Origin of the sequence: Streptomyces sp. enrichment culture, from assembly GCF_964273145.1 — a bacterium.
Classification (GTDB): domain Bacteria; phylum Actinomycetota; class Actinomycetes; order Streptomycetales; family Streptomycetaceae; genus Streptomyces.
On sequence record NZ_OZ186873.1, the window covers coordinates 1296857 to 1309039 of the forward strand.

Annotated in this window: 8 protein-coding genes and 1 pseudogene; 8 read left to right on the forward strand and 1 reads right to left on the reverse strand. The window is 75.5% G+C overall.

What is annotated here, in order from left to right; translation table 11 throughout:
- Positions 1 to 12 precede the first annotated feature (12 nt).
- Genes ACSU6Z_RS05960 through cobI form a run of 7 tightly spaced genes read left to right on the forward strand, consistent with a single transcriptional unit; the run spans position 13 to position 10839 of the window.
- Positions 13 to 987, forward strand: a complete 975-nt coding sequence (locus tag ACSU6Z_RS05960) for a cobalamin biosynthesis protein (RefSeq protein WP_437043569.1) — start codon at positions 13 to 15, stop codon at positions 985 to 987.
- Positions 984 to 2495, forward strand: coding sequence for a cobyric acid synthase (locus ACSU6Z_RS05965; RefSeq protein WP_437043571.1), 1512 nt, complete (start codon positions 984 to 986; stop codon positions 2493 to 2495). The genes ACSU6Z_RS05960 and ACSU6Z_RS05965 overlap by 4 nt, the downstream gene beginning before the upstream one ends.
- Positions 2492 to 6145, forward strand: coding sequence for a cobaltochelatase subunit CobN (gene cobN, locus ACSU6Z_RS05970; RefSeq protein WP_437043573.1), 3654 nt, complete (start codon positions 2492 to 2494; stop codon positions 6143 to 6145). The genes ACSU6Z_RS05965 and cobN overlap by 4 nt, the downstream gene beginning before the upstream one ends.
- The gene (locus ACSU6Z_RS05975; protein WP_437043575.1) at positions 6142 to 8154 is read left to right on the forward strand and encodes a putative cobaltochelatase; all 2013 of its coding nucleotides are present in this window, start codon (positions 6142 to 6144) and stop codon (positions 8152 to 8154) included. Before cobN ends, ACSU6Z_RS05975 begins: the two co-directional genes overlap by 4 nt.
- The gene (cobO, locus tag ACSU6Z_RS05980) at positions 8154 to 8753 is read left to right on the forward strand and encodes a cob(I)yrinic acid a,c-diamide adenosyltransferase (RefSeq protein WP_437043578.1); all 600 of its coding nucleotides are present in this window, start codon (positions 8154 to 8156) and stop codon (positions 8751 to 8753) included. The genes ACSU6Z_RS05975 and cobO overlap by 1 nt, the downstream gene beginning before the upstream one ends.
- Positions 8750 to 10102, forward strand: coding sequence for a cobyrinate a,c-diamide synthase (locus ACSU6Z_RS05985; RefSeq protein ID WP_437043580.1), 1353 nt, complete (start codon positions 8750 to 8752; stop codon positions 10100 to 10102). Before cobO ends, ACSU6Z_RS05985 begins: the two co-directional genes overlap by 4 nt.
- Positions 10087 to 10839: a precorrin-2 C(20)-methyltransferase gene (gene cobI, locus ACSU6Z_RS05990; RefSeq protein ID WP_437043582.1), complete on the forward strand. Its 753-nt coding sequence runs from the start codon at positions 10087 to 10089 to the stop codon at positions 10837 to 10839. The genes ACSU6Z_RS05985 and cobI overlap by 16 nt, the downstream gene beginning before the upstream one ends.
- A gap of 89 nt (positions 10840 to 10928) precedes the next feature.
- On the opposite strand, the pseudogene ACSU6Z_RS05995 reads toward cobI, so the two are convergent.
- Positions 10929 to 11183, reverse strand: a pseudogene (locus ACSU6Z_RS05995) (permease); the annotation flags it as partial.
- A gap of 178 nt (positions 11184 to 11361) precedes the next feature.
- Between ACSU6Z_RS05995 and cobM the strand changes: the two are divergent.
- The gene (gene cobM / locus ACSU6Z_RS06000; RefSeq protein WP_437043584.1) at positions 11362 to 12180 is read left to right on the forward strand and encodes a precorrin-4 C(11)-methyltransferase; all 819 of its coding nucleotides are present in this window, start codon (positions 11362 to 11364) and stop codon (positions 12178 to 12180) included.
- Positions 12181 to 12183: the final 3 nt, after the last annotated feature.

A 12183-nucleotide genomic window follows, 5' to 3' on the forward strand; every position in this document is an offset into this window, starting at 1 on the left:
CGGCTGAGCTCCATGCGTGCCGAACGCGTCTTCGCGTACGGCGCCGCCGCGGGCCTCCTCGGCGACCTCCTCCTCGGCGATCCCCGCCGCGGGCATCCGGTCGCCGCGTTCGGCCGTGCCGCCGGTGCCGTGGAACGTGTGCTCTGGCGGGACCACCGCGGCCGGGGCGCGGTCCACACCGCCGTGTGCGCCGGCGGTGCCGTGGCGCTCGGCGCCCTCGCCTCCCGCGCCGCACGCCCCTGGCCCGCCGCCTCCGTCGCGCTGACCGCCACCGCCACCTGGGCCGTCGTCGGCGGCACCTCGCTCGCGCGCGAGGCGCGCGCCATCGGGCGGGCGCTGGAGGCGGGCGACGTCGAGGCCGCCCGCCGGCGGCTGCCGCACCTGTGCGGGCGCGATCCGCAGGCCCTGGACGCCGACGGGATCGCGCGGGCCGTCGTGGAATCCGTCGCCGAGAACACCTCCGACGCGGTGGTGGGCGCCCTGGTGTGGGGCGCCGCCGGCGGGGTGCCGGGCCTGCTCGGCTTCCGGGCCGTCAACACCCTCGACGCCATGGTCGGCCACAAGTCGCCCCGGTACCGCCGCTACGGCTGGGCCTCCGCCCGTCTCGACGACCTGGCCGGCTGGCCCGGCGCGCGGCTGACCGCCGCCCTCGCCGCCGTCGCCGGCGGGAACCCGCGCGGCGCCGTGCGGGCCTGGCGGGCCGACGCCGTCAGGCACCCGAGCCCCAACGCCGGGCCCGTCGAGGCGTCGTTCGCGGGCGCCCTCGGCGTCCGGCTCGGCGGGACGCTGTCGTACGGCGGGCGGGTGGAGCACCGGCCCGTGCTCAACGGGGCCGCGGGCCGGGCCGTCCGCGCCGGCGACATCGACCGGGCGGTACGGCTGTCCCGGCGCGTGGGCTGGCTGGCGCTGGGCGTGTGCGCGGGCGCGCGGCTGCTGGCGTCGGGCCTCGTGACGTCGCGCCCGCCGAAGAGAGGACACGGATCATGAGAAGCGGGGGCCTCCTCGTCGCCGGCACCACCTCCGACGCCGGCAAGAGCGTCGTCACCGCCGGAATCTGCCGGTGGCTGGTGCGGCAGGGCGTGAAGGTGGCGCCGTTCAAGGCGCAGAACATGTCGCTGAACTCGTTCGTGACGCGCGAGGGCGCCGAGATCGGGCGGGCGCAGGCGATGCAGGCGCAGGCATGCCGGATCGAGCCGACCGCGCAGATGAACCCGGTGCTGCTCAAGCCGGGCGGCGAGCAGAGCAGCCAGGTGGTGCTGCTGGGCAAGCCGGTCGGCGAGCTGAGCGCGCGCGGCTACCACGGCGGCCGGCAGCAGGCGCTGCTCGGCACCGTCCTCGACTGCCTGGCCGAGCTGCGGGGCGCGTACGACGCGGTGATCTGCGAGGGTGCGGGCAGCCCGGCGGAGATCAACCTGCGCCGGACCGACATCGTGAACATGGGCATCGCCCGGGGCGCCGGACTGCCCGTGGTGGTCGTCGGCGACATCGACCGCGGGGGCGTGTTCGCCTCGTTCTTCGGGACGGTGGCGCTGCTCGCGCCGGAGGACCAGGCGCTGGTCGCCGGGTTCCTGGTGAACAAGTTCCGCGGGGACGTGTCCCTGCTGGAGCCGGGCCTGGAGATGCTGCACGGCCTCACCGGGCGGCACACCTACGGGGTGCTGCCGTTCCGGCACGGGCTCGGCATCGACGAGGAGGACGGGCTGCGCGTCTCGCTGCGCGGCACCGTGCGGGAGTCCGCCGTCGCGCCGCCGGTCGGCGAGGACGTGCTGCGGGTCGCCGTCTGCGCGGTCCCGCTGATGTCCAACTTCACGGACGTGGACGCGCTGGCCGCCGAACCGGGTGTCGTGGTGCGGTTCGTGGACCGGCCGGAGGAGCTGGCCGACGCCGACCTCGTGGTGGTGCCGGGCACCCGGGGCACGGTCCGGGCGCTGGACTGGCTGCGGGAGCGGGGGCTCGCGGACGCCCTGCGGCGCAGGGCCGCCGAGCAGCGGCCCGTGCTCGGCGTCTGCGGCGGCTTCCAGCTGCTCGGCGAGCACATCGAGGACGACGTCGAGAGCCGCCGCGGCCACGTGGACGGGCTCGGCGTCCTGCCGGTGCGGGTGCGGTTCGCCCGCGAGAAGACCCTCGCCCGGCCGGTGGGCGAGGCCCTCGGCGAGCGGGTCGAGGGCTACGAGATCCACCACGGCGTCGCCGAGGTCACCGGCGGCGACCCCTTCCTGGACGGCTGCCGGGTGGGCCAGACCTGGGGCACCCACTGGCACGGCTCGCTGGAGTCGGACGGCTTCCGGCGGGCGTTCCTGCGCGAGGTGGCGGCCGCCGCGGGCCGCCGCTTCGTGCCGGCCCCGGACACCTCGTTCGCCGCGCTGCGCGAGGAGCAGCTCGACCGGCTCGGCGACCTGATCGAACAGCACGCGGACACGGACGCGCTGTGGCGGCTCATCGAGTCCGGCGCGCCGCAAGGACTGCCCTTCATCCCCCCGGGAGCGCCCGCATGAGCACAGTGTTGTTGTTGTCGACCGCCGACACGGATCTGCTGGCGGCCCGGGCCTCCGGCGCCTCCTACCGGATCGGCAATCCGACCCGGGTCGACGTGCGGGAGGAGCTGCCCGCGCTGCTCGACGGCGCGGACATCGCCGTCGTACGGCTGCTGGGCGGCAAACGCGCCTGGGAGGACGGGCTCGCCGCGCTGAAGGCGTCCGGCGTGCCGACCGTGCTGCTGGGCGGGGAGGCCGTGCCGGACGCGGAGCTGATGGCCGAGTCCAGCGTGCCCGCCGGTGTCGTCGCCGAGGCGCTGAAGTACCTCGTGGAGGGCGGCCCGGCGAACCTGGCCGAGCTGGCGCGGTTCCTGTCCGACACCGTGCTGCTCACAGGCGAGGGGTTCGCCGCGCCCCACGCGATGCCGGAGTACGGCGTGCACGGCGCGTACGAGCGGCGGGAGGGCCGCCCGACGGTCGGCGTGCTCTTCTACCGCGCGCACGAACTGAGCGGCAACACCGCCTTCGTGGACACCCTGTGCGAGGCGATCGAGGCGCACGGCGCCAACGCCCTGCCGGTGTACTGCGGTTCGCTGCGCGGTGCCGACGCCGGGCTGTACGAGCTCCTGGGCCGGGCGGACGCGCTGGTCGCCACCGTCCTGGCCGCCGGCGGCACGCACGCCTCGCAGGCCTCGGCGGGCGGCGACGAGGAGGCCTGGGACGTCGGCGCGCTCGCCGAGCTGGACGTCCCCGTGCTGCAGGGGCTGTGCCTCACCTCCTCGCGCGCGGCGTGGGAGGAGTCGGACGCCGCCCTGTCCCCCATGGACGCGGCGATGCAGGTCGCCATCCCCGAGTTCGACGGCCGGCTGGTCACCGTCCCGTTCTCCTTCAAGGAGCAGGGCCCCGACGACGTGCCCGTGTACGTCGTCGACCCGGAGCGGGCCGCGCGGGTCGCCGGGATCGCCGTACGGCACGCGCGCCTGCGGCACAAGCCGAACGCGCGGAAGAGGATCGCGCTCGTCTTCACCGCCTACCCGACCAAGCACTCCCGGGTCGGCAACGCGGTCGGCCTGGACACGCCCGCCTCGGCGGTGCGGGTGCTGGACGCGCTGCGGGACGCCGGGTACGCCGTCGACGGGTATCCGGACAACGGCGACGAGCTGATCCACCGGCTGATCGAGGCCGGCGGGCACGACGTGGAGTGGCTGACGGAGGAGCAGCTGGCCGCCGCGCCCGCCCGGGTGCCGCTGGCCGACTACCGGGCGTGGTTCGAGAAGCTGGACCCCGGGCTGCGGGAGGCCATGCGGGAGGCGTGGGGCGAGCCGCCGGGCTCGCTGTACGTCGACGGCGACGACATCGTGCTGGCGTCCTTGCAGTTCGGGAACGTCGTCGTCATGATCCAGCCGCCGCGCGGCTTCGGCGAGAACCCGATCGCGATCTACCACGACCCGGACATGCCGCCGTCGCACCACTACCTGGCGGCCTACCGGTGGCTGGAGAACAGCTTCGGCGCCGACGCGATCGTGCACATGGGCAAGCACGGCACGATGGAGTGGCTGCCGGGCAAGGGCCTCGGGCTGAGCGCCGGCTGCGCGCCGGACGCCGTCCTCGGCGACCTCCCCCTGGTCTACCCCTTCATCGTCAACGACCCCGGCGAGGGCACCCAGGCCAAGCGGCGCGGGCACGCGACGGTGGTCGACCACCTCGTCCCGCCGATGGCCCGCGCCGACACCTACGGCGACCTGGCCAAGCTGGAGCAGCTCCTGGACGAGTACGCGCTCGTCAGCGACCTGGACCCGGCGAAGGCGCCGGCCGTGCGGGCGCAGATCTGGACCCTGGTCAAGGCGGCCGAGCTCCACCACGACCTGCACGTCGACGAGCAGCCGGACGACGACGAGTTCGACGAGTTCGTCATGCACATCGACGGCTACCTGTGCGAGATCAAGGACGTGCAGATCCGCGACGGCCTGCACGTCCTGGGCGGCGGGCCGGTCGGCGAGCCGCGCGTGAACCTGGTCCTGGCCGTGCTGCGCGCCTCGCAGGTGTGGGGCGGGCAGGCGAACGCGCTGCCGGGCCTGCGGGCCGCGCTGGCCGAGCACTTCGGACTGGTGGAGAAGGAACTGCTGGCCGCGCCGGGCGCGCCGGTGAAGGTGCCGGCGGAGCTGACGGACCTGGTGGAGGGCCCGGCACGGACCGCCGCCGACGCGATCGACCTGCTGGAGCAGCTGTGCCGGCGGGTCGCGGAGGGCATGGAGGCGCGGGCGTGGGACGCCGGCGCCGTACCGGGCCTGGTGCGCGAGGTGCTCGGCACCGAACTGCCCGACGCCGTCGCCGTGCTGGAGTTCGCCTGCACCGAGGTCGTCCCGCGCCTGGCCCGCACCACCGACGAGATCGGGCACATCCTGCGGGCGCTCGACGGCGGGTACGTGCCCGCGGGCCCCTCCGGGTCGCCGACCCGGGGCCTGGTCAACGTCCTGCCGACCGGCCGGAACTTCTACTCCGTCGACCCCAAGGCGATCCCGTCCCGGCTGAGCTGGGAGGTCGGCCAGTCGCTCGCGGACTCGCTGGTGCAGCGGTACCTGCAGGACACGGGCGCCTACCCGAAGTCCGTCGGCCTCACCGTGTGGGGCACCTCCGCGATGCGCACCCAGGGCGACGACATCGCCGAGATCCTCGCGCTGCTGGGGTGCCGCCCGGTGTGGGACGACGCCTCGCGCCGGGTCACCGGCTTCGAGATCGTCCCCCTGGCGGAGCTGGGCCGGCCGCGCATCGACGTCACCGTGCGGATCTCCGGCTTCTTCCGCGACGCGTTCCCGCACGTGGTCGGGTTGATCGACGACGCGGTGCGGGCGGTGGCCGAGCTGGAGGAGCCCGCCGAGTCCAACTACGTGCGGGCGCACGTGGAACAGGACACCGCCGAGCACGGCGACCGGCGCCGGGCCACCGCCCGCGTCTTCGGTTCCAAGCCGGGCGCCTACGGCGCGGGCCTGCTGCCGCTGATCGACGCCCGCAACTGGCGCTCCGACGCGGACCTCGCCGAGGTGTACGCGGTGTGGGGCGGCTACGCCTACGGGCGCGGGCTCGACGGGCGCGCCGCGCGCGGCGACATGGAGAAGGCGTTCCGGCGGATCGCGGTCGCGGCGAAGAACGTGGACACCCGCGAGCACGACCTGGTCGACGCGGACGACTACTTCCAGTACCACGGCGGCATGGTCGCCATGGTGCGCCACCTGACCGGCGAGAGCCCCGAGGCGTACGTCGGCGACTCCGCCACCCCCGACCAGGTGAGGACCCGCACGCTGGGCGAGGAGACGCACCGCGTCTTCCGCGCCCGGGTGGTCAACCCGCGCTGGATGGCGGCGATGCGGCGCCACGGCTACAAGGGCGCCTTCGAGATGGCGGCCACCGTGGACTACCTGTTCGGGTACGACGCCACGGCCGGGGTCGTGGACGACTGGATGTACGAGAAGCTCAGCGCCGAGTACGTCTTCGACCCGGAGAACCGGGACTTCATGAAGAAGTCCAACCCGTGGGCGCTGCGCGGGATCACCGAGCGGCTGCTGGAGGCCGCCGACCGAGGGCTGTGGGCGGAGCCGGACGCGGACACGCTGGAGCGGCTGCGCGCCACCTACCTGGAGCTCGAAGGCGACTTGGAGGGCGACGACAAGTGACCACCCCGTTCCCGTTCACGGCCGTCGTCGGCCAGGACGACCTGCGGCTCGCGCTGCTGCTGAACGCCGTCTCCCCGGCGGTCGGCGGAGTGCTGGTGCGCGGGGAGAAGGGCACCGCCAAGTCGACGGCCGTGCGGGCGCTGTCGGCGCTGCTGCCCGCGGTGGCCGTCGTGCCCGGGTGCCGTTTCTCCTGCGACCCGGCCGCCCCCGACCCGGGCTGCCCGGACGGCCCGCACGAGCCGGGCGCCGGGACCGAACGGCCCGCCCGCATGGTGGAGCTGCCGGTCGGCGCCTCCGAGGACCGGCTGGTCGGCGCGCTCGACATCGAGCGGGCGCTCGCCGAGGGCGTGAAGGCGTTCGAGCCGGGCCTGCTGGCCGACGCGCACCGGGGCATCCTCTACGTCGACGAGGTCAACCTCCTCCACGACCACCTGGTCGACCTGCTGCTGGACGCGGCGGCGATGGGCGCGTCGTACGTGGAGCGCGAGGGCGTCTCCGTGCGGCACGCCGCCCGGTTCCTGCTGGTCGGCACCATGAACCCCGAGGAGGGCGAGCTGCGGCCGCAGCTCCTGGACCGGTTCGGGCTGACCGTGGAGGTCGCCGCCTCGCGCGAACCCGACCAGCGGGTGGAGGTCGTGCGGCGCCGGCTGGCGTACGACGACGATCCGGCCGGCTTCGCGGCGCGCTGGGCCGAGGAGGAGGCCGCCGTACGGGCGCGGATCGCGGCGGCGCGGGAGCTGCTGCCGTCGGTGCGGCTCGGCGACGGGGCGCTGCGGCAGATCGCGGCGACCTGCGCGGCGTTCGAGGTGGACGGCATGCGCGCCGACATCGTGATGGCCCGCACGGCGACCGCGCTGGCGGCGTGGGCCGGGCGCACGGACGTCCTCGCGGAGGACGTGCGGCAGGCGGCCCTGCTGGCCCTCCCCCACCGGCGGCGGCGCAACCCGTTCGACGCGCCGGGACTGGACGAGGACAAGCTGGACGAGACGCTGGAGCGGTTCGGCGGGCAGGACGGGAACGACGACGACCCCGACCCGGACGGCGGCCCCGGCGGGCCCGGCGGCGGGGGCGGGCAGCCGCCCTCCCAGGGCCCCGAGGGTCCCGGGGGCGGTGACACCGCCGCGCGGCCCGAGGCTGGCGGGGAGGGGGAGCCGCAGCCGTCCGGCGCCGGGGAGCAGCCCGCCGCGCGGGCCGCGGAGCCGTTCCGCACGAAGGTGCTGAGCGTGCCCGGTATCGGCGAGGGCACCGCCGGGCGCCGGTCGCGGGCGCGTACCGAGCACGGCCGGACCACCGGCGCCCGGCGCCCGCGCGGGGCGCTGACCAGGCTGCACCTGGCGGCGACCGTGCAGGCCGCCGCCCCGCACCAGCGGGCGCGCGGGCGCAGCGGCCCGGGGCTCGTGGTGCGCCGGGACGATCTGCGGCAGACGGTGCGCGAGGGCCGCGAGGGCAACCTCGTGCTGTTCGTCGTGGACGCCTCCGGGTCCATGGCCGCGCGGCAGCGCATGGGCGCCGTCAAGGGCGCCGTGCTGTCGCTGCTGCTCGACGCCTACCAGCGGCGGGACAAGGTGGGGCTGGTGACCTTCCGGGGTTCGGCCGCCGAGGTCGCGCTGCCGCCCACCTCCTCCGTGGACGCCGCGGCCGCGCGGCTGGAGTCGTTGCCCACCGGCGGCCGTACGCCGCTGGCCGCCGGGCTGCTCAAGGCGCACGAGGTGCTGCGGGTGGAGCGGCTGCGGGACGCGGCGCGGCGGCCGCTGGTGGTCGTGGTGACGGACGGGCGGGCCACGGGCGGCCCGGAGCCGCTGCTGCTGGCCTCGAAGGCGGCCGGGCTGCTGGCGGCCGAGAAGGTCGCCTCGGTCGTCGTGGACTGCGAGTCCGGGCCGGTGCGGCTGGGGCTCGCCGGGAAGCTCGCCGGCGAGCTGGGCGGGACCGCCGTGACGCTGGAGGAGCTGCGCGCCGACAGCATCGCCGCTCTGGTGAGGGACGTACAGGGAAGCAGGAGGGCCGCGTAGTGCCGCAGGGACAGCCGAGCGTGATTCCGGACGATGGTCTGACGACCCGTCAGCGGCGCAACCGTCCGCTGGTGGTCGTGCACACGGGCGTCGGCAAGGGCAAGTCGACCGCCGCCTTCGGGCTGGCGCTGCGCGCCTGGAACCAGGGGTGGCCGATCGGGGTGTTCCAGTTCGTCAAGTCGGCGAAGTGGAAGGTCGGCGAGGAGCGGGCGCTGCGGGTGCTCGGCGACTCCGGCGAGGGCGGGACCGTCGCCTGGCACAAGATGGGCGAGGGCTGGTCCTGGGTGCAGCGCGACGCGCAGATGGACAACGAGGAGAAGGCCCGGGAGGGCTGGGAGCAGGTCAAGCGGGACCTGGCCGCCGAGACGTACCGGCTGTACGTGCTGGACGAGTTCGCCTACCCGATGCACTGGGGCTGGGTGGACACCGACGAGGTCGTGGAGGTGCTGCGCGGCCGGCCCGGCACCCAGCACGTGGTGATCACCGGGCGGAACGCGCCGGGGAAGCTGGTGGACTTCGCCGATCTCGTCACCGACATGTCCAAGGTCAAGCACCCGATGGACGTGGGGCAGAAGGGGCAGAGGGGCATCGAGTGGTGACCTTCGCCGTTCCCCGGCTGGTCATCGCCGCGCCCTCCTCGGGGAGCGGCAAGACCACCGTCGCCACGGGGCTGATGGCCGCGTTCGCCGCGCGGGGACTGACCGTCTCCCCGCACAAGGTCGGGCCGGACTACATCGACCCCGGCTACCACGCGCTCGCCACCGGGCGCGCGGGACGCAACCTCGACGCCTACCTGTGCGGGCCCGAGCTGGTCGGACCGCTGTTCCTGCACGGGGCGCGGGGCTGCGACATCGCCGTCGTCGAAGGTGTGATGGGCCTGTACGACGGGGCCGCCGGGGAGGGGGAGCTGGCGTCCACCGCGCAGGTGGCCAAGCTGCTGCGGGCGCCGGTGGTGCTGGTGGTGGACGCGTCCTCGCAGTCGCGGTCGGTGGCGGCGCTGGTGCACGGGTTCGCGTCCTGGGACCCGCGGGTGCGCATCGGGGGCGTGATCTTGAACAAGGTCGCCTCCGACCGGCACGAGGAGCTGCTGCGGGACGCGCTGGACGCGTCCGGGGTGCCGGTGCTGGGCGTGCTGCGACGGGCGCCGCAGGTGGACACGCCGTCCCGGCACCTGGGGCTGGTGCCGGCCGCCGAGCGGCAGGCGGCGGCGGTGGAGGCGGTGGCCGCCATGGCCGCGCAGGTGCGGGCCGGGTGCGACCTGGAGGCGCTGGAGGCGCTGGCGCGGACGGCGGGCCCGGTGCCCGGCGACCCGTGGGAGCCGCCCGCGGCCGGGGTCGGCGGGACGCGTGCGGTGGTCGCCGTCGCCGGGGGCCCCGCGTTCACCTTCTCCTACGCCGAGCACGCCGAGCTGCTCGCCGCGGCCGGTGCCGAGGTGGTGCCGTTCGACCCGCTGCGGGACGAGGCGCTGCCCGAGGGGACGCGCGGACTGGTGATCGGGGGCGGGTTCCCGGAGGTGTACGCCGACGAGCTGTCCGCCAACGAGCCGCTGCGCGGGGCGGTCGCGGAGCTGGCGGCGGGCGGGGCGCCGGTCGCCGCCGAGTGCGCGGGGCTGCTGTACCTGTGCCGGGAGCTGGACGGGCGGCCGATGTGCGGGGTGCTGGACGCCACCGCCCGGATGTCCGAGCGGCTCACCCTCGGCTACCGGGACGCGGTCGCGGTGTCCGACAGCGCGCTCGCGGCGGCGGGGACGCGGATGCGGGGGCACGAGTTCCACCGGACGGTGGTGGAGCCGGTGGCCGGGTCCGCTCCCGCCTGGGGGGTGCGCGCCCCGCGCCGGCGCGTCGAAGGTTTCGTACAGGGCGGTGTGCACGCGAGCTACCTGCACACGCACTGGGCGTCCGAGCCCGGTGTCGCCCGTCGGTTCGTGGAGAGGTGCCGGACGTCATGAGCGGCGTGAACAGCAGGCTGGTCGGGGTCGGGGTGGGGCCCGGGGACCCGGAGCTGGTGACGGTCAAGGGGGTCAACGCGCTGCGCGCGGCCGAGGTCGTCGTCGTGCCCGTGATGGACACGGGCGAGCGGGGACGGGCCGAGGCGACGGTGCTGCACTACGTGCCCGGGGAGAAGGTCGTCCGGGTGGTGTTCGCGCTGAACGAGCGCACCGACCGGGCGCGGCGCGAGGCCGCCTGGGACGCGGCGGGCGAGCGGGTGGCCGGGCTGCTGCGGCGGCACGGCAGCGTGGCGTTCGCGACGATCGGCGACCCCAACGTGTACTCGACGTTCACCTATCTGGCGCAGACGATCGCCTCCCTGGTGCCCGGGACGGTGGTGGAGACGGTGCCCGGCATCACCGCGATGCAGGACCTCGCGGCGCGGTCGGGCGCGGTGCTGACGGAGGGGACGGAGCCGCTCACGCTGGTGCCGGTCACCGCCGGTTCGGCCGTGCTGAAGGAGGCGCTGAACGGGCCGGGGACGGTCGTGGCCTACAAGTTCGGCCGGCAGGCCGGCGAGGTCGCCGAGGCGCTGCGGGAGACCGGGCGGCTCGGCGACGCGGTGTGGGGGTCGGCGCTCGGGCTGGAGGAGGAGTCGATCCGTCCGGCCGCCGAGCTCGACGGTGCTCCGCTGCCGTACCTGTCGACGCTGATCGCGCCCGCCCGGCGCGACGGCGGGCGCGGCGGCAAACTGTGAACCGGCCGTCGCGGGGCCCGGGCTCGCTCGGCGACGCCCACCACCAGCCGGACGAACGCCGCCCCGGCGACCGTGCGCAGCGGGGTCGAGCGGGCGGCGAGCAGGCGTTCCACCAGGTGGGCGAGGAGGAACCCGGCGACGGACAGCAGCAGCGCCTCCGGAACGGCGAACACCTCGCCGCCGGCCGCCTCCGGGGCCTCCGGCAGCAGGTCCAGGCCGACCGCACCGGGCATCAGCCCGCCGGCCAGGCCCGGCACCAGGTGGCGGCGGTCGGTCACGCGCCGTGCCGTCCAGCCGCCGGCCGACGTCGTCGGGAACGCGCCGAGCGCGACGAGGACCGCCATGGGCCCCTGCCATCCGATCGCCGCGTGGTCGCGCACGTCCGCCACCGGCAACCGCAGTACCCGTAGGACTCCGCCGCTCCCGGCCGCACGCGCGGCGCTCCCGGGAACGGGCGGCGCTTTCAGCATCTCCCGGCTCCTCAAGGGGTCGGCAGGACTTCCAGGAGAGGACCGATTCCCCATGGCCGATGCCCCCACCGGCAAGGTGACCTTCGTCGGTGCCGGCCCCGGCGCCGCCGATCTGCTGACGTTCCGGGCCGCGCGCGCCATCGCCGAGGCCGACGTGGTGATCTGGGCGGCGAGCCTGGTGCAGGCGGAGGTCCTCGAGCACGCGCGCGAGGACGCGGAGGTCCTCGACTCGGCGACGATGTCGCTGGAGGACGTCGTCGCCGTCTACCGCCGCGCCCACGACGAGGGCCTGCGGGTGGCCCGCATCCACTCCGGCGACCCGGCGCTGTGGGGCGGTACGCAGGAGCAGCTCGACCGGTGCCACGAGATCGGCATCGCCACGGAGGTCGTCCCGGGCGTGTCGTCGTTCTCCGCGGTGGCCGCGCTCGCACAGCGGGAGCTGACCGTTCCGGAGGTCGCGCAGTCGGTGGTGCTGACCCGGCTGGGCGGCGGCAAGACGCCGATGCCGCCCGGCGAGGAGGTCCGGGAGTTCGCCCGGCACGGCACCACCATGGCGATCTTCCTGTCGGCCGCCCGCAGCGGGCAGCTGGTGCGGGAGCTGCTGGAGGGCGGCTACCCGACGACCACCCCGGTCGTCGTCGCCTACCAGGCGACCTGGCCGGAGGAGCTGGTCGTGAAGTGCACGATCGGCACGCTGGAGGAGACGGTCAAGGAACACAAGCTGTGGAAGCACACGCTGTTCCTGGTCGGCCCGGCGCTCGACGCGCACGGCACCCGCTCGCACCTGTACCACCCCGGTCACTTCCACGGCTACCGCAAGGCCGACCCCCAGGCCCGCCGGGCCCTGCGCGCGCGGGGTGCCAGCACGTGACGG